17 protein-coding genes are annotated in these 17547 nt (G+C 38.4%); 5 read left to right on the plus strand and 12 right to left on the minus strand.

Translation table 11 applies throughout. The features are described from left to right. Positions 1–233: 233 nt before the first annotated feature. Genes dolP through AAX15_RS03850 form a run of 4 tightly spaced genes read right to left on the minus strand, consistent with a single transcriptional unit; the run spans position 234 to position 3555 of the window. A complete protein-coding gene (gene dolP, locus AAX15_RS03835) occupies positions 234–815 on the minus strand; it encodes a division/outer membrane stress-associated lipid-binding lipoprotein (RefSeq protein WP_046939211.1) in 582 nt (193 codons plus the stop codon). 56 nt (positions 816–871) lie between these two features. After that, entirely contained in the window at positions 872–1456 is a 585-nt protein-coding gene (locus AAX15_RS03840; protein WP_046939212.1) for a D-sedoheptulose-7-phosphate isomerase, read from the minus strand. A 12-nt stretch (positions 1457–1468) separates the two neighbouring features. Further along, positions 1469–1828, minus strand: coding sequence for a YraN family protein (locus AAX15_RS03845; RefSeq protein ID WP_046939213.1), 360 nt, complete (start codon positions 1826–1828; stop codon positions 1469–1471). Then, on the minus strand, positions 1828–3555 hold the full coding sequence (locus AAX15_RS03850; protein ID WP_046939214.1) for a penicillin-binding protein activator: 1728 nt from the start codon (positions 3553–3555) through the stop codon (positions 1828–1830). Before AAX15_RS03850 ends, AAX15_RS03845 begins: the two co-directional genes overlap by 1 nt. 71 nt (positions 3556–3626) lie before the next feature. On the opposite strand from AAX15_RS03850, the gene rsmI reads away from it, so the two are divergent. From rsmI to AAX15_RS03865, 3 genes are all read left to right on the plus strand, one after another. Further along, positions 3627–4478, plus strand: coding sequence for a 16S rRNA (cytidine(1402)-2'-O)-methyltransferase (gene rsmI / locus AAX15_RS03855; RefSeq protein WP_046939215.1), 852 nt, complete (start codon positions 3627–3629; stop codon positions 4476–4478). Between the two features lie 102 nt (positions 4479–4580). After that, a complete protein-coding gene (gene tldD, locus AAX15_RS03860) occupies positions 4581–6029 on the plus strand; it encodes a metalloprotease TldD (protein ID WP_046939216.1) in 1449 nt (482 codons plus the stop codon). Between the two features lie 121 nt (positions 6030–6150). Beyond that, positions 6151–6702, plus strand: a complete 552-nt coding sequence (locus AAX15_RS03865; RefSeq protein ID WP_046939217.1) for an NlpC/P60 family protein — start codon at positions 6151–6153, stop codon at positions 6700–6702. An 84-nt stretch (positions 6703–6786) separates the two neighbouring features. Here the strand turns inward: AAX15_RS03865 and fbp are convergent, their stop codons facing one another. Beyond that, positions 6787–7788, minus strand: a complete 1002-nt coding sequence (gene fbp, locus AAX15_RS03870) for a class 1 fructose-bisphosphatase (RefSeq protein WP_009501016.1) — start codon at positions 7786–7788, stop codon at positions 6787–6789. A 234-nt stretch (positions 7789–8022) separates the two neighbouring features. Here fbp and truA point away from each other — a divergent pair, with 234 nt between their 5' ends. After that, a complete protein-coding gene (gene truA / locus AAX15_RS03875; protein WP_046939218.1) occupies positions 8023–8832 on the plus strand; it encodes a tRNA pseudouridine(38-40) synthase TruA in 810 nt (269 codons plus the stop codon). A gap of 92 nt (positions 8833–8924) precedes the next feature. On the opposite strand, the gene AAX15_RS03880 is transcribed toward truA, so the two are convergent. From AAX15_RS03880 to AAX15_RS03905, 6 genes are read right to left on the minus strand one after another with little or no spacing between them, the layout of a single operon-like run. Beyond that, positions 8925–9941, minus strand: coding sequence for a YeiH family protein (locus tag AAX15_RS03880; protein ID WP_046939219.1), 1017 nt, complete (start codon positions 9939–9941; stop codon positions 8925–8927). Between the two features lie 11 nt (positions 9942–9952). Continuing rightward, a complete protein-coding gene (locus AAX15_RS03885; protein ID WP_046939220.1) occupies positions 9953–10762 on the minus strand; it encodes a peptide ABC transporter ATP-binding protein in 810 nt (269 codons plus the stop codon). Continuing rightward, a complete protein-coding gene (locus tag AAX15_RS03890; protein WP_046939221.1) occupies positions 10762–11811 on the minus strand; it encodes a peptide ABC transporter ATP-binding protein in 1050 nt (349 codons plus the stop codon). The genes AAX15_RS03885 and AAX15_RS03890 overlap by 1 nt, the downstream gene beginning before the upstream one ends. 3 nt (positions 11812–11814) lie before the next feature. Then, positions 11815–12702, minus strand: a complete 888-nt coding sequence (locus AAX15_RS03895; protein WP_046939222.1) for an ABC transporter permease subunit — start codon at positions 12700–12702, stop codon at positions 11815–11817. After that, positions 12692–13657, minus strand: coding sequence for an ABC transporter permease (locus AAX15_RS03900; protein ID WP_046939223.1), 966 nt, complete (start codon positions 13655–13657; stop codon positions 12692–12694). The genes AAX15_RS03895 and AAX15_RS03900 overlap by 11 nt, the downstream gene beginning before the upstream one ends. Continuing rightward, entirely contained in the window at positions 13657–15351 is a 1695-nt protein-coding gene (locus tag AAX15_RS03905; RefSeq protein ID WP_046939224.1) for an ABC transporter substrate-binding protein, read from the minus strand. Before AAX15_RS03905 ends, AAX15_RS03900 begins: the two co-directional genes overlap by 1 nt. A 69-nt stretch (positions 15352–15420) precedes the next feature. On the opposite strand from AAX15_RS03905, the gene AAX15_RS03910 reads away from it, so the two are divergent. Then, positions 15421–16833 carry a YcjX family GTP-binding protein gene (locus AAX15_RS03910; RefSeq protein WP_046939225.1) on the plus strand — a complete coding sequence of 471 codons (1413 nt, stop codon included), beginning with the start codon at positions 15421–15423 and terminating at the stop codon, positions 16831–16833. Between the two features lie 37 nt (positions 16834–16870). Here AAX15_RS03910 and AAX15_RS03915 read toward each other — a convergent pair. Next, a partial coding sequence (locus AAX15_RS03915; protein ID WP_046939226.1) for a phosphoenolpyruvate carboxylase occupies positions 16871–17547 on the minus strand: 677 nt, incomplete at its 5' end.

Below are 17547 nucleotides of genomic sequence, written 5' to 3' on the forward strand. Positions count from 1 at the left end.
TATTATTCCTCAAACATTATAAAAACACTATTTTTCAATAGTGAATTCTTTTTTGATGTATATAATTACTTCGATTATATGAGGAAAAATAGATTTTATTGAGATAATATTTAAAATATATGGTGAATTATTGTTTATTATTAATCTGGTGATCGACTAAACGATCACCTGTTAATTGAAATCGACGTTTATACAAAATTTTAGTTACAACGTGGTCTAGTTTGGTGTGCTATTTAATTTAGATATTTGAAAACTTTAATTACTTTTTTCACGCCACTGATTTTGCTCGCAATATCTGCAGCTGCATCAGCTTGAGCGTGAGTCACTGTACCGAGTAGGAAAACTTCTCCATTTTCGCTAATAACTTTTACATCTGTCGCTTTAACTCGACCATCGACTAACATTTTTGATTTGACCTGAGTGGTAATCCAACTGTCTTTGCTAATTTGTGCAAAAGAGATTTTCGGGCCAATAGTCAGTTCGTTATAAATATCATTGACACCTTCAACGCCTTTTGCAAGATCTGCGGCTGTTTCTCTTACGCCACTATTGGGAACTTGACCGATTAAAAGTACTCGACCATTGTAAGACACTGCATTTACACGACCTTCAGTTTTGATTTGAGCATCTTTTTCAACGGCATTTTCGACTTTGAATTCGAGTGTTTCGTCATCAACTTGTGTGCCAGCTGTTCGAGGATCGGTACCAACTTTAGCTGCTGCGGCGCCACCACCAAGAGCGGCAACGATACAGCCTTGTAAAAAGAATGTTGTGCTAAGCACGATAGCCAGTTTTTTTAACGGGGATAATGTCATAATTAACTCCTTTTGAGATTAAATTACCGCTAGTTTGAAATTGATTTATTTTGCTGTCAAGCACTTGGGAACAAGGTGTGGTCAACTAATTCACAAAGGGCATTGATAACAAAAAGATGGTTTTCTAAGACTCGACTTTCTTTCGTTGCTGGAATCGATATTTCTAAATCACTATCGGCTAAAATTCCTTGAATTGCATCGTTACTAGAGCCAGTTAGTGCAATGACATTAACTTCTTTATTTACTGCATGAGAAATAATGTTTAGTACGATCTTCTCTGTTCCCAAAGGCGCAAAAGCGATAAGTAAGTCACCTGGTTTGGCAACGGCATTAAATTGGTGACAATACAATTCCTCAGGCGAGTGTTCAAAAACAAGAGAAGAACCCACCGCACTTTCTAAACTTAAGAGCACAGAGGGAAAACTCGGTCTTGCTAAATCATATCGATTAAGCAAGTTAGATACGAGAAACTGTGCATTGGCATAAGAACGCGAGACGCCACAAGCGATCACTTTATTGCCGCCTAGCAAACATTGCATCACCATTTGGGTAGCGTTAGCAATATTTTCCGAAAGCATGCTAGACGCAGCAATTTGAATTTGAATACTTTCGCTATAAATATCTTTTACTTTTTGTAACATCATAAAAAGCCATTAATCGAGAAAATTAGGAATCCATTGAATATCTTGGGGCGTTTTGCCAAAGGCGATTAAATCAAAACGACAATCGGCATCTTCTAAACTCATATTTTGTTTCATTAGCCATAAATTTGCAGCATCCAACCATTTTTGTTGTTTTTGCCAATCTACACTTTCTATTGCCGAGCCAAAGGCATGATTAGAACGTTGGCGAACTTCAACAAAAACGATGGTTCCTTTGTCACTCATAATAAGATCAAGTTCACCACATTTGAAATTTTGATTAGCCGCAATAAATTTTAAGCCTTTTGATTCTAAAAAAAGGCGAGCTTGATGCTCAAAGCTCGCCCCTTGTTGACGTTTTAAAGAAAACATTAGTTTGCGACCGGTACAATTGCACCATCTTGATATTGATACCAAGTCATATCACGTTCAACATTACAATTTGTACCTGCACTTAAAACACCAGTTAAACCACTTAAGCGATATCCTGGCACTTGGCGCAATTCATTAAATTGATTGATGAGTAACCAAGCATCCGCACCCATTGCGTATAAACGCATTAATTGATATTCACCGCCAGTTGTTTTGGCGAGTTTTTGATATTGTGGTGAATTGGTTTCTTTAAAAAATGGAATATCACTAAATTGAACACCATTCATTTGAGCGACAAACTCAGGGTTGTTGCTTGCAGCATTGGAGCTTGAGCGTGAGCTTGCATAAATACGTAAATTTGGTGCGCTATTCGTTAAATAGCCTTTCATTTCAACTAACTCATCTGGATTGGCGACCACGTAAAGTGCGGTTGAATTTGAACCATTTTCTTGAAGGAAATAAGTGACATCCGCCGGTAAATTATAGTAACGAATATTCGCATCTGTGCCCGCTAATTGTTGCCAACGTACATTAAAGGCATTACCTACGCGTTGCCCTAAATCATTTTGCGGCATGGCAACCAGTGGACTACGAATTCCATCGTTCCACATTTTATTGGCTGCTGACTCTGCTTCATCTTCTGGTGAAAGTCCATAATAGCAAAGTTGACCAATTGCACGAGAATTTGGCGTGGCATTTAATGTAAGCACATCCATACCTTGAATTTGTGCAGGATCCGCTAAAATCACATCAAGATTTTGTTTTAGTAATGGACCCACTAAGGTTTTAATCCCCGCTTGTTTTGCTTGTGCAATGATATCTTGTACAGAATTCATTGAGGTATCAAATACTTGCACTGGAATGGTTGAGTTACCTTTCGCGTCGTTGAAACCCGATTGAATGGTTGTACCAAGAATTTGTCCGTCACCACTTAATGGCAATAGTAAACCAATTTGTGACACATTCGTTTGTTGGAAATTAAGCAATGTAAGCAATTCTTTTGGGAATAACGTTGCGGCTGCATGATTTGGATAAGCATTTTTCCAACTTTGTAATGCTTGGCTTAATTGTACAGGCTGACGAATATAATCATTGTAGGTTTTGATTAAGTTTAACCAACCGCCTAAAGCCGCGTTGCCTTCATCTGAAGCATTATTGATTACACCAGTATTTGCTGAACGTAACAATGCCCAAGTTTTATCAACGTTATCTTGACGACGTTGTATATCTGTTAAATTCTCATCAATTTTTACCCGCGCTTTTACGGCTTCAATGATGTCTTTACGGTTTTCTGCAATAATAGCTAAGGTTTCGTAATAACGAGATTTTTGTGACGGACTTAATTTATTTAAATCCAATGCACGTAATTGATTTTGAGCGATGTCATTGACATTTTTTGCAGCAGAAATTCTCGCTTCAATTAATGCACGATCTAATTTTTGCTCATCATTTAATTCACCTAACTCACTTAATAAAGCTTCTGATTGTTCAACTTTATTTTCGCTTATTAACACGCGAGCTGCGAGCAATTTATAGGTTTGTTGATCTTCAAGTTCTTGTGCTTGTCCTAATTTATTCATATAAAATTCAGAACTTGCATTCGCATCTTGTTGTAAAGTTTGCGTAAAACTGCTGCCAAGTAGATTTGAACAGCCAGCTAAGGCCATTGACAATAAAATTGGCATTAAACGTTTTTTAAAACGTCCGCCTTGTAATAGAATAGACATTCTCGCTCCATCATGAACAGACAATAGTTGTGGCAGATCTTACTTATCTCATAACTTAAAAGCAAACAAAAATGACTGATTTAACCGGAATTTTATATATTGTTGCCACACCGATTGGCAATTTACAGGATATTACCCAGCGTGCTTTAGATACTTTTACTCAAGTGGATTTAATTGCAGCAGAAGATACTCGTCATAGTGGCCTTTTATTAAGCCATTATGGTATCAAAAAGCCCTTTTTTGCTTTGCATGATCACAATGAACAAGAAAAAGCGCATATTTTGGTGGAAAAACTCAAGCAAGGTAGTCATATTGCTTTGATTTCTGATGCGGGGACGCCATTAATTAGTGATCCTGGTTTTCATTTAGTACGCCAATGCCGTGAAGCAGGCATTCGTATTGTTCCTTTACCAGGGGCATGTGCGGCAATTACCGCACTTTGCGCATCGGGGATTGCTTCTGATAGATTTTGTTTTGAAGGTTTTTTACCTGCGAAAAGTAAAGCCCGCAAAGATAAATTAGAAAATATCGCAGAAGAAGACCGCACTTTGATTTTTTATGAATCCACTCACCGGATTTTAGATACGCTAGAAGATATGCAATCGGTGCTGGGGGAAGAACGATATATTGTGTTAGCCCGCGAAATTACTAAAACTTGGGAAACGATTACGGGTAATACGATTAAAAATTTACGGGAATGGCTTTTAGAAGATCCCAATCGTACAAAAGGCGAGATGGTTTTGATTGTTGAAGGCAAACCAAAGTCTGACAATAACGATGAAATTTCTCCACAAGCGGTGAAGGCACTTGAATTAATTGCAGAAGAATTACCGCTAAAAAAAGCGGCTGCTATTGTTGCTGAGTTGTATGGTTATAAGAAGAATGCTTTGTATCAATTTGGATTAGCGCATTTGGAAAAATAACCTCAAAATTAACCGCACTTTATTCATCCGATTTTAATCTGTGCTGTTGCACTAAACGGACACAAGCTCTTACAATATATTTACTTTTAGACTGGAAAAAATATGTTAAACCAAGTTTCAAATACATTACTGACACCAAGTAATCTTTCAACTAAAGCATTGCTCAATATTTTCGATATGATGTCGCATCGCAATATTGATTATGCTGATCTGTATTTTCAACTTAGCCAAGATGAAAGTTGGGTATTGGAAGATGGCATTATAAAAGAAGGCGGTTTTCATATTGATCGTGGTGTTGGCGTGCGGGCAGTTTCTGGTGAGAAAACAGGCTTTGCTTATGCCGATCAAATTAATCTTGCTTCTTTGCAGCAATGTGCGGAGGCGGTAAAGGGAATTGCGCAAGTCAAACAGGGGAATTTGATTTCCCCATCCGCTTTTAATGTTGTAAATCCTATTGCTCGTTATGCAGCGATTAATCCTTTGGAAAGTTTGACTAAAGAGAAAAAAATTGAGCTATTACATTTAGTTGATCGTACAGCACGCGCGGAAGACCATCGCGTAACCCGCGTATCAGCAAGTCTTAGTTCTGTTTATGAAGAAATATTAGTCATGGCGACGGATGGTACGCTAGCTGCAGATATTCGTCCTTTAGTTCGCTTATCTATTTCTGTGTTAGTAGAGGAAGATAGCAAACGTGAACGAGGCAGTTGTGGTTCTGGTGGGCGTTTTGCTTTAGATTGGTTCTTTGAAGTTGTTGATGGCGATATTAGAGCAGTAGGATTTGCTAAAGAAGCGGTTCGTCAAGCCTTAGTAAACCTTAGTGCAGTTGCAGCACCAGCAGGATTAATGCCTGTTGTATTAGGTGCTGGTTGGCCAGGTGTGCTGTTACATGAGGCGGTAGGGCATGGTTTAGAAGGAGATTTTAATCGTAAAGAAAGTTCACTTTTCACAGGCAAGATTGGTGAACAAGTGACTTCACCGTTATGTACGATCGTGGATGATGGCACGATTGAGAATCGTCGAGGTTCATTAACTATTGATGATGAAGGTGTGCCAAGCCAATGCAATGTACTCATCAAAGATGGGATCTTGCAAGGTTACATGCAAGATAAAATGAATGCTCGTTTGATGGGAGCCGCACCGACAGGGAATGGCCGACGTGAGTCTTACGCCCATTTACCAATGCCTAGAATGACTAACACCTATATGCTTGCTGGACAAAGTCAGTTTGATGATTTGATTGCTTCTGTAGAACAGGGGATTTATGCACCGCACTTTGGTGGCGGGCAAGTGGATATTACGTCTGGTAAATTTGTATTTTCCACTTCAGAAGCTTATTTAATTGAAAAAGGAAAAATCACGAAACCAGTTAGGGGCGCAACCTTAATTGGCAGTGGTATTGAGGTTATGCAAAAGATTTCTATGGTTGCAGATAAATCAGAACTCGATTTAGGTATCGGGGTTTGTGGTAAAGAGGGGCAAAGTGTGCCAGTCGGTGTTGGACAGCCCGCACTAAAAATTGATGAAATTACCGTTGGTGGTACAAATTAAACCGAAATTGTGCAAAAGATCACAAAAATCCAATTAGAATTGGATTTTTACTGGCAATCTTATTCAAATTTTGATAGTCTCGGGCAGAACTTTATTTTATATCTTTTAATTATTTTAAATTATGTTAAAAAGAATTTTAGTTATTATTGGTTTAGCGACACTCGCAACCGCTTGTTCTAATGGCCTACGAACGGCAAATCATCAGGCTATTTCTGAAAGTGATGATGCTCAATTAACGGGTTTGATTAGTAGTTTAGAAAAAGGTAATCGTTCAGGGATTTTCCATAAAGTGAGAACAAACCGTTCATCAGCTTTAATGGGGGATAAGGCTTTAGCTGGTGTGTATAATGAATGGGTGGGAACCGCTTATCGTATGGGCGGTACAACCAAACGTGGTATTGATTGTTCTGCATTTATGCAAACAACTTTTTCTGAAGCATTTGGTATTGAATTGCCTCGTTCTACTGCTGAACAGCGTTATTTAGGTAAACAAATTAGTAAATCAGAGTTGAAAAAAGGCGATTTAGTTTTCTTCCGTAAAAATAACCATGTCGGTGTTTATATTGGTAACAACCAATTTATGCATGCTAGCACAGGGCAAGGTGTGACGATAAGTTCCCTTGATGAAGAATACTGGGCTAGAACTTATACTCAATCGCGCCGTATCATGTAATGAAAAAGAAAACCGAACACTAAGTTCGGTTTTTTTGATCAGTTTATTGATAAAAATCTCCTCTTTTAATTAAGGAGATTTTTATTATTCTTTAAATTCTTCCATCATTTCTTGCGCTTTTTTCACCATATCCTCTGAACCAACAAATAATGGAACACGTTCATGAAGTGCGGTTGGTTCGATATCTAAAATTCGACGATAACCATCCGTTGCGACACCGCCCGCTTGCTCCGCTAAAAATGCAATTGGATTGCCTTCATATAATAAACGGAGTTTTCCATTTGGATAGTTGGTTGCACTTGGGTAAATATAAATGCCGCCTTTTAATAAGTTGCGGTGGAAGTCTGCTACAAGTGAACCAATATAGCGAGAGGCGTAAGGACGATGAGTCGCTTTATCTTCTTCTTGGCAATATTTAATATATTTTTTCACACCTTGTGGGAATTTGAGGTATTGCCCTTCATTAATGGAATAAATGCGGCCAGTTTTTGGCATTTGCATATTTTCGTGTGACAGACAGAATGTACCGATTGATGGATCATAAGTAAAACCGTTAACCCCATTACCAGTGGTATATACCAACATAGTTGATGAACCGTAAACAATATAACCTGCGGCAACTTGTTTATTCCCTGGTTGTAAGAAATCTTCTAAGGTGACTGGTGTGCCAATTGGAGATACGCGACGGTAAATAGAGAAAATCGTACCGACGGATACGTTTACATCAATATTTGAAGAACCATCAAGGGGATCAGTTAAAATAATGTATTTTGCATTGCGTCCACGTTCTGTATCAAATGCGATAAAACTTTCTTCTTCTTCAGATGCAAATCCAGCCACTTCTTCACGCGCCATTAATGCCGCTTTCATCGTGTTATGGGCGAATAAATCAAGTTTCATTTGACTTTCGCCTTGTACGTTTTCAACACCAGATTGGCCAAGAATATTTGTTAAGCCTGCTTTATTAATATCTCGGTGAATAATTTTCGCTAAAAGACGAATTGACGACAAAATACCACTCAATTCCCCTTTTGCATTTGGGTATTCTGCTTGGCGTTCAACGATAAATTCACTCAATGTTTTCATAATTTTCCTTTTAGTTTTTCATAATACGTTGGTTAATTATAGGGAATTTGGAGTGTAAACTCTAATGATAGATTATCAGAATGAGATCTTTATCACAAAAATGTCACATTTATTGCTGTAATTTTTGGAAGCTATCACTTATTTGTTAATAAATTCTGGAGCGATTTTGTGAATTTGCGCTCCAAATAAACTTGAGCTACCATAACCGCACTTTATTAAGCCAAAAGGTAAAAAATGAAAATCGCATTAGGCATTGAGTATAACGGGCAAAATTATTATGGTTGGCAGAGACAAGAAAAAGTCCGCAGTGTTCAAGAAGAATTAGAAAAGGCGCTTTCTTGTATTGCGAATGAAAAAATTGACATATTTTGTGCTGGCAGAACAGATTCTGGTGTGAGTGGAACGGGGCAGGTTGTTCATTTTGAAACGAATTCGGTTCGTCCAGATAAGGCTTGGGCTTTTGGTACGAATGCTCATTTACCTGATGACATTGCGGTGACTTGGGCAAAACAAGTCGATGATGAATTTCATGCTAGATTTTCTGCAACAGCACGCCGTTATCGCTATATTCTTTATTGTAATAAATTACGCTCTGCGATTTTAGCGGGAGGAATGACTCATTGCCATTTAGATTTAGATGCCGAAAAAATGCATCAGGCTGGGCAATGTTTATTAGGGGAGCATGATTTTTCCTCTTTCCGCGCTGCACAATGTCAGTCTCATACCCCTTGGCGTAATGTGCATCATTTGAATGTGTCTCGTATCGGAAAATATATTATTGTTGATATTCAAGCAAATGCTTTTGTGCATCATATGGTGCGCAATATTGTGGGAAGTTTGATTGAGGTCGGCGCTGGAAATCAGTCGATTGAATGGATGCAATGGCTACTTGAGCAGAAAAATCGTCAGCTTGCCGCACCAACAGCAAAACCCGATGGATTGTATTTGGTTGATGTGATTTATCCACAAAAGTTTGATATTCCTAAACGCCCAATTGGTCCTTTATTTTTAGAGGATGGTTTATTAAATCGTACTTTGAAATAAAGCGTAATTTCATGTCTTAAATAACTATATCTGAAAATATTCTTCATAAAAAAAGACCGCACTTTAAAAGTGCGGTCAATCCTAAGTGAATTTTATATTAATTTTGATATTCCATAGTTCAATAAAAATCCACCAACCACTAGCCATAAATAAATCAGTATCCCTAAAATCAGAGGTTTTAATCCTGCTTTCTTGATTGCACTTACTTGCGTAGTTAAGCCAAGCGCAGCCATCGCTGAAATTAATAAGAAAGAATCGATTTCGACTAATAATTTCACAAGTTCTTTTGGTAATAAATCAAAAGAATTAAAAATGGCAACGCCGATAAAAAGTACAGCAAACCAAGGAATTGTAATTTTGTGTGATGTATTTTCTGATACTCCATTACTACGTGTTAATAACCAAGAAAGCATTAATAAAAATGGTGCAAGCATCATAACTCGGATCATTTTGGTAATGACGGCTGTATTCGCCACGATAGGATCTATATTTCCCCCGATGGCATAAACTTGAGCCACTTCATGTACGCTAGAGCCAACATAAATACCGAATTGATGAGCGTTAATTAAATGTTGTGACCAAGTGTAGAAAAATGGATAAGTAAAAATAGAAAGCGTCCCGAAAATGACCACTACGGCAATCGCCACTGAAACTTTATGAGATTCTGCTTTGGTAACAGGCTCTGCTGCCATGACAGCTGCTGCACCACAAATACTACATCCAGCCCCAGTGAGATAAACCAGTTGCTTATCCATTTTTAGATAACGAATGCCCAAAAGTGCGGTAAGAAAAAAGGTTGAAATCAGCATGATTGCATCAGTGATGACAGCATTTAAGCCAACATCGGCGATATCGCCAAAAGTGAGACGAAAACCATACAGCACAATGCCAGTGCGAAGAAGAGGACCTTTCGCAAATAATACACCTTTTTCCACTTGTGCAGAAAATTGCGGGTAAATGGTATTTCCGATTACCATTCCCAGCAAGATGGCAATAATTAAGGCACTGATATGATAGTGATGAGAAAGGTCGGTACTCCCTAAGTAGCTAGCAAGTACAGTGATAATCGCGATAAATATAAGTCCGAAATAAAGGGGACGAGTGTTCATTTTTTCTTTCCTTAGTTAGTATGAGTTTCCTTTACCCAGGCACTTTCATCCAAAATTTTTCCAAAATAACTTTCCACTAAACGGCCAGTTACATCTGTTTGTGGATCGGTAAATAGCGTTTTAGGCTTACCGCTCTTTATCATTTTCCCTTTATCCATCACAATGACTGTGTCTGCAATATGTTTAATCACGCCGAGGTCTTGCCCTACATAAATGTAAGAGATACCTAAACATTGCTGCAGATCAAGCGTTAAATTTAGTAATTGAATGCGCACCGAGGCATCTAGATTGCCAAGCGCATCATCTATAATAATTATTTCAGGTTCTAAAATTAGGGCACGAGCCAGAGCGACACGTTGTTTTTGGCTGATCGAAAGATTTTTAATTTTTAGATTTGTGTAATCAGGATAAAGTCCTACAAGTAATAGTGTTTCAAAGATTTTCTGATTGCGACGTTCTTCATCCCAATCGGTTGCTAAACGTAGCGGGGCATCTAATGCTTCACCGATGTTTAGTCGAGGATTAAACGCTGAATTCGCATCCTGGAACACCATTCGAATATGTTGCGCGCGGTATTGAAAATCCTCGAATTGCAATTCATGATCGTTAAATAAAATTCTGCCAGAAGTGGGCTGTGTAATGCCCGCGATCATTTTTACTAACGTTGATTTCCCAGAACCATTTTTGCCGATAATCGCCAAAGTTTGTTGACGTTCAAGAGAAAAACTCACGTTTTCTACCGCATTAAAGTCACTCGTACCAAATAAACGCTTGCGGCCTTTGAAGGTTTTAGTCAAATCTTCTACTTGTAATAACGGCATTATTCATTTCCTTTGCTTGCAAGTGTTAATGGTGCGCTCATTGCTTTTTCTTTGAATGTTTTCTCGCGTAAATTAATTGGATAATGGCAAGAAAATTCATGTTGTTTTATTTTGAATCGGGTTGGTTTTTCAATACATTTTTTCTGTGCAAAAGGACAACGAGGACCAAGACGGCAACCAATAGGCATTTGTTCTAAAATTGGCACGGTACCTTCTAAGGTGCTTAGTTTGCTTTTAAATCCTAAGGGCTGCGTAAAATCAGGCACGGCATTAATTAACGCTTGCGTGTAAGGATGATGAGGACTTTCAAGCAACATTTGCGTTGGACCTGATTCCGTATTTTGCCCGCAATAGAGTACAGAAATCTGATCGCACCATTCACTAATACTTCTGATGTCATTGCTAGCCAATAAAACGGTTGTGCCTTGGTTTTGGTTCATACTAGAAAGTAATCGAAATACCTGTAATGCTGTTGTCGCTTCTAATGCATTAGTCGGTTCATCGGCAATGAGCAAGCGGGGTTGATTTGCCACTGCGATAGCAATCATGACTTTTTGTCCTTCGCCTTCCGTTAATTCATTAGGATAGCTTGCCATAATGTCTTTGTGTTCTTTTATCCCTACACGATGCAATAATTCAATGGCACGGCGTTTTTTCCAACCAAACCATTGCCACCATTTGCCTTTAAATGTCCAATTGGGGATATTTTGGATTAATTGTTTACCTATTTTCCGGCTTGGATCAAGACAAGAAAGAGGATCTTGGAAAATCATGGATATTTCTTTCCCCACCAATTTGCGGCGTTTATTGGGACTAAGTTTTAGTAGCTCTACATCATGAAAGCGAAAGCGATCTGCGGTAATAATCCAGTTTTCTTTGATGGCATTACAAATTACTTTAGCGATTAAACTTTTACCAGAACCTGATTCGCCAACAAGCCCACAAATTTCCCCTTCATTAATCGATAAGTTTACGCCGTCCACAATCTTAACGAGGCCGTTTGAGGTTTGTATTTCGATATTTAGGTTACGGATGTCTAGTAGTGCCATAAATTATTCGTAATATTGGTTGATAGCTTTAGTTAAGCCATTGCTAAAAATAATGCTTAATAAAATAGTAAAAATAATTGCAAAGCCTGGGAGTAATACTGTCCAAGGTGCAAGATAGAGTAGTTCTAAAGAATCTCGAATCATTGCGCCCCATTCTGGGGTTGGTCGCTGTGCGCCAAGGGAAATAAAACTCAAGGCGCTAATATCCAATATGGCGACAACAAATGCGCGTGCAATTTCTTGAACATAGATTACGGTGATATTAGGCAAAATGGTACTTTTTAATAATTCCCAGTTAGAAATGCCTTCAAGTTTTAACATGAGTACGTAATCTTTTTTCAATTCTTGTTGAATCGCACGATAAATTGCGTGGATGAAATACGGCAATATGGCTAAAAGTGTTGCGAACATTGCATTCAATAAACTAGGTTCCATCAAAGTGGAAATCACGATGGCAATGAGCAAAATAGGGAGCGATAAAAAGGCATCGAAAATATGGCCGACAAAACGCGCTTTTAAGCCTTTCAACATACCCGCAACAATGCCTAAGGTTCCACCAATTAAGGCAACTGCAAGTACGACTAGCAATGATGACCCAATAGTGTAACTTGTGCCCATAATTAGTCGGCTTAGTACATCACGGCCTAAATCATCAGTACCAAAGAAAAAGGCAATTTGACCTTTTTCGCCCCAAGATGGTGGCATTAATTCTTGCCCGACAAACTGCATATTATGAGCATAAGGTGCGATCCAACCGCTGAAAAGTGCGGTTAGAATTAACAACGTTAATAAATAAAAGCTGAACAACGCAACGGTATTTTTGCGAAATAGTAGCCATATTTGGAATATTGAGGTATTTTCTCGAAATTCTTCAGGTTCTTTATCTTGCATACCAACCTTTCTTTTTAAATGGATCGAGCACGAAAGTAAGTGCTTTAATGAATGTGTCGATCAAAATAATGCAAACGCCAATGACAACTACACCCGCAGAAATGCTATTGTAATCTTGTTGTGTTACGGCATCGATGAGCCAGCGTCCAATTCCTGGCCAGCCCAAAGCAGTTTCTACCAACATACATTGAGTTAATACTAGGGTAAACACGCGGGGTACTTGTGGAACAAGCAAAGGAAACGTATTACGGAATACATATTGATGGAGAATTTTCCATTTTGACCAACCCCGTGTTGTGGCAACTTTGGCAAAATTTTGGTTCAAAACATATTCTGCTCGTTGTTGAATAATTCGGATAATTTCCATTGTTGGCAAAATGCAAAGCACTAGTGTCGGTAAGGCTAAATGTTGCAAAACATTTTGTACAATTTTGGTGCGATAAGGCACATTCATAAACCAAACATCAATGACAGGGAAACCAGTAATCGGTTTTATTTCATAGAGTAAATTGTATTGCCCAATAGAGGCAATTTCCCAATGATTTACCGCTGCGACATAAAGCAAAATCGGTGCGAGCCAAAATATTGGGATCGACAAACCAACATAAGATAAACTTTTTAAGCTCTTTGCAAAAATATGCTGAGAATTTACCGCACTTATAATGCCAAGCGGCACGCCGAGAATGAATGCCAATAAAAGTGCGGTAAAACAAAGCTCTAATGTGGGTGGAAGCACCGTTAGAATTAGATCTATCAGCGATTTCCCACCGTTATAAGTAATGCCAAAATCACCATGTAATAAAGTGCTTAAATAATTAAAATAACTGGTGTAAATATTGTGAGTGACGAGATCAGCATTAAGCGGATCTCGCAATAAAATCACGAAACTTAGCAAAGATAACACGAGCAAGAGCAAGGTTACCCAAAGGGTATGGCGAATAACAGACCACAACATTAGGGTTTCTCCTTGTGTAAGCGTAAGTCAGAAAAGTTAAGACTACCAAAAGGTGTCATTTCCACGCCTTTTACTCGGCTATTTGCCACCAAAATGCGTTTTACATTCGCGATAGGGATAATCGGTAATTCATGTAGAATCAGTTCTTGAGCGTCATTATAAGCACGCGCTCGTTCAGATAAATTAGAGGTGGCAATCGCGCGATCCATTAAATTATTAAATTCTTCGTTACACCAGTTAGATAAATTTGTGATTTCATTTTGCGTATTACAGCTCAAAATAGGGCGCATAAATCCGTCAGGATCAAGATTTCCAGCTAACCATCCTGCTAAAATTAAATCGTAATTTTCTGATTTATTGCGAAGTTGCTCACTCAAAAATGTGCGTGTTACTGTCCGCACTTTTACTTTCACGCCGACTTGATCCAGATCGGATTTAATCATTTCCGCCATTTTAAAAGGGGCTGGGTTATACATTTGTTCTTCATTAATCACCCATAAATTGAGCGAAAGATGTTTATTTTCTAATTTTTTCTTCGCGACTTTTGGACTGTAATCAAAGTCAAATTCTGGCGTGTTTACGCTAGAAGCCCAAGATATTTCAGGAATAATGTTATTTGCCACTGTCGCAGTATTGTGATAGATGTTGTGAATAATACGTGCGCGGTTCAAACTTTGTGAGATAGCTTCTCGAATAGTGCGATCCTGCATCAATGGTTTTTCAAAATTGAAGGCAAGATATGCCAAATTCATTCCGTCAGTTGATTGCATATAGTAGTGCTTATCATCGCTCTTTAATAAGCCAATTTGGCTCACTTCAGGATAAGAGGCTATTTGACATTCATTATTGAAAAATTTGACGAGTCGCCCATTTCTATCAGTAGATAAATCCACGATAATATTTTGAATTTTTGCTTCTTTTTTCCAATAGTTTTCGTTACGGACTAAGCGAACATATTGGTTATACACATAATCCTTTACTTGATAAGGCCCGGTGCCCACGGGGTGAGTATCTAATTGAGTGAGATTATCATCTGCGCTTAATTGATAGGCATATTCTTGTGAAAAAATAATGGCATATTGGCTGGCAAGATGCGACAAGATCGATGAATCAGGCTCAAACAATTCAATTTTCACTTGGTAAGGTGAAAGTGCGGTCACTGATTTGATTTTTTCATTAAGTTTAATGCTATCAAAATAAGGAAAGCGAACTTTTCTTGCTTGCTCGTGAAACACTTTATATTGTGGGTTTTTATAGGTAATTGCGGTTTCCGATAAGGTTGGCAAGTAAGTATCATGACCCAACACACGATTAATTGAAAATACCACATCTTCCGCATTAAAATCGCGTGTTGGGGTAAACCATGGCGTTTGGTGAAATTTAACACCACGACGCAAATTGATTAATATTTCTTTTCCATCAGGTGAAATAGTATAAGACTGAGCAAGAACAGGCGTAACATTTGCACTATGGTTTTTTATTTCAAAAAGTTTATTATAAATTTGCTCTGTGACGACATTCATACTTGTGCCAGCGTCAGCAGTTTGTGGATTAAAAGAAAATCCAGAGGCATTAGTACAATAAGTTAGTCCGTTTTCTGTTAGGTGTTCTGGTACGCGCGGAGCCGCTTGAAGTTGAGAGTTCAAGCCAATACCAAATAGAAAACAGAAAAACGTAAGATTTTTGCGTAACATAACAAATGCATTGTGATAAATTATGTGCCAAATTGTAAGGCATATTAGTAAAAATGGCTAGGATATTGAATGTTTAATAGGGTTCAAAACGAAATCAATCAAATCATTAATCGTGGTTTTGACCGCACTTTGCGCTTGGCGGTAACAGGGTTAAGTCGGAGTGGAAAAACGGCGTTTATTACAAGTTTAATCAATCAACTTCTCTCCATTAATCAAAATTCATCACAGCATTTGCCACTATTTGAAGCGGCTAGAAATGGTGCGATCTTGGCGGTGAAACGAGTATCCCAACAAGATCTCAGCGTGCCACGTTTTGATTATGAAAGTAATTTAAATGATTTATCACAAAATCCGCCTCAATGGTTTCAGTCTACTCGTGGTGTGAGTGAAACACGTTTAGCAATTCGTTTTCAACGTCAATCTGGCTTGCTACGTCATTTGAAAGAACGTGGCACGCTTTATCTGGATATTTTTGATTATCCGGGTGAATGGCTGCTCGATTTGCCGTTATTAAATCTAGATTTTCAACAATGGTCACAAGAGCAAATCAAGGTCACAACTGGCGTTAGAGAAGAATTGGCGCAGAATTGGCTTTCCATGTTGCAGGATTTAGATTTAAGTGCGGTCGCAAATGAAGATGTTTTAGCTAAGATAGCGAAAAGTTATACGGATTATTTACATCAATGTAAAACGCAAGGCATGCAATTTATTCAGCCTGGGCGATTTGTGTTACCGAGTGACTTAGAGGGGGCGCCCGCATTACAATTTTTCCCATTAATTCATCTTTCAGAAGAACATTGGCAAACCTTGAAAAAAACTGCCAAATCGAATAGCTATTTTGCCGTGCTGACAAAACGTTATGATTATTATCGCAATAAAATTGTGAAAGGTTTTTACGAAAATTATTTTTCTACCTTTGATCGTCAAGTTATTTTGGCTGATTGTTTAACGCCTTTAAATCACAGTCAGCAAGCCTTTTTAGATATGCAAATGGGCTTAAATCAGTTATTTAATAATTTCCATTATGGAAGCAGAAATTTTCTTCATCGTTTGTTTTCTCCGCGAATTGATCGATTAATGTTTGTTGCCACTAAAGCCGATCATATTACTCGTGATCAAATTCCTAATTTAGTGAGTTTAATGCGCCAAATTGTGCAAGAGGGCGGTCGCCATGTAGAATTTGAAGGAATTGATACGGAATATACCGCCATTGCGGCAGTTCGTACCACAAAGCAAGTGATTGTGAATCAGCAAGGAAAAGAAATAAAAGCAATTCAAGGGATTCGTTCTATTGATAAACAACCGATTACGCTTTACCCAGGAACGGTGCCGAGTAAATTACCTAGAACAGAATTCTGGCAAAAACAACCGCACTTTGATTTCGATAGTTTTGAACCTCAGCCTTTAGGACAAGGGGAGAGCATTCCTCATTTGAGAATGGATGCGGTTTTACAATTTTTATTAAGTGATCGATTTGAATAAAAAAGTGCGGAAAATTTTCCGCACTTTTTTCATCTTTCTAGCCTGTATTGCGCATCCCAGCCGCGATACCTGTGATGGTAATCATCAATGCTTGTTCCACATCGGGATTGACTTGCTCTGGATTTTCACGGAAACGGTGAAGCAATTCCACTTGCAGTAGATTGAGTGGATCTGTGTAGATATTACGCAATGCGATTGAATCTGCAATCCAAGGTAAATCAGACATCAATTTACTTTGGTGAGAAAGTGAAAGGACGGTTTGAATATCATCTTCAAGTTGCTTACGTAAATTTTCGCCTAAATACCAAAGCTCTTTTTTCACTAATCGTTGATCATATTGTTGGGAAAGCCAGGTATCCGATTTACTAAAGACCATTTCCAACATACCGATTCGAGTTGAAAAGAACGGCCAGTTTTCGCACATTTCATGAATAATATCGCCTTTGCCTTGTTCAATAATCTGACGGACAGAGGCACCTGCGCCTAACCAAGCGGGGAGCATTAAGCGATTTTGCATCCAGGCAAAAATCCAAGGAATCGCGCGTAAACTTTCCACGCCACCATTTGGATTGCGTTTTGCAGGGCGAGAGCCAAGTGGCAGTTTGGATAGCTCTTGTTCTGGCGTCGCACTGCGGAAATAAGGAACAAAATCCTTATCATCACGTACCACGCCACGATAAATATCGCAAGAAATAGTGGAAAGCTCGTCCATTA

It is taken from the genome of Haemophilus haemolyticus, assembly GCF_001008275.1.
In the GTDB taxonomy this organism is placed as follows: Bacteria; Pseudomonadota; Gammaproteobacteria; order Enterobacterales; family Pasteurellaceae; genus Haemophilus; species Haemophilus haemolyticus_P.

What these genes read in the sequence shown, in the direction of transcription:
- dolP (WP_046939211.1), bottom strand. Translation starts at nt 815, where the DNA reads ATGACATTATCCCCGTTAAAAAAACTGGCTATCGTGCTTAGCACAACA.
- AAX15_RS03840 (WP_046939212.1), bottom strand. Translation starts at nt 1,456, where the DNA reads ATGTTACAAAAAGTAAAAGATATTTATAGCGAAAGTATTCAAATTCAA.
- AAX15_RS03845 (WP_046939213.1), bottom strand. Translation starts at nt 1,828, where the DNA reads ATGTTTTCTTTAAAACGTCAACAAGGGGCGAGCTTTGAGCATCAAGCT.
- AAX15_RS03850 (WP_046939214.1), bottom strand. Translation starts at nt 3,555, where the DNA reads ATGTCTATTCTATTACAAGGCGGACGTTTTAAAAAACGTTTAATGCCA.
- rsmI (WP_046939215.1), top strand. Translation starts at nt 3,627, where the DNA reads ATGACTGATTTAACCGGAATTTTATATATTGTTGCCACACCGATTGGC.
- tldD (WP_046939216.1), top strand. Translation starts at nt 4,581, where the DNA reads ATGTTAAACCAAGTTTCAAATACATTACTGACACCAAGTAATCTTTCA.
- AAX15_RS03865 (WP_046939217.1), top strand. Translation starts at nt 6,151, where the DNA reads ATGTTAAAAAGAATTTTAGTTATTATTGGTTTAGCGACACTCGCAACC.
- fbp (WP_009501016.1), bottom strand. Translation starts at nt 7,788, where the DNA reads ATGAAAACATTGAGTGAATTTATCGTTGAACGCCAAGCAGAATACCCA.
- truA (WP_046939218.1), top strand. Translation starts at nt 8,023, where the DNA reads ATGAAAATCGCATTAGGCATTGAGTATAACGGGCAAAATTATTATGGT.
- AAX15_RS03880 (WP_046939219.1), bottom strand. Translation starts at nt 9,941, where the DNA reads ATGAACACTCGTCCCCTTTATTTCGGACTTATATTTATCGCGATTATC.
- AAX15_RS03885 (WP_046939220.1), bottom strand. Translation starts at nt 10,762, where the DNA reads ATGCCGTTATTACAAGTAGAAGATTTGACTAAAACCTTCAAAGGCCGC.
- AAX15_RS03890 (WP_046939221.1), bottom strand. Translation starts at nt 11,811, where the DNA reads ATGGCACTACTAGACATCCGTAACCTAAATATCGAAATACAAACCTCA.
- AAX15_RS03895 (WP_046939222.1), bottom strand. Translation starts at nt 12,702, where the DNA reads ATGCAAGATAAAGAACCTGAAGAATTTCGAGAAAATACCTCAATATTC.
- AAX15_RS03900 (WP_046939223.1), bottom strand. Translation starts at nt 13,657, where the DNA reads ATGTTGTGGTCTGTTATTCGCCATACCCTTTGGGTAACCTTGCTCTTG.
- AAX15_RS03905 (WP_046939224.1), bottom strand. Translation starts at nt 15,351, where the DNA reads ATGTTACGCAAAAATCTTACGTTTTTCTGTTTTCTATTTGGTATTGGC.
- AAX15_RS03910 (WP_046939225.1), top strand. Translation starts at nt 15,421, where the DNA reads ATGTTTAATAGGGTTCAAAACGAAATCAATCAAATCATTAATCGTGGT.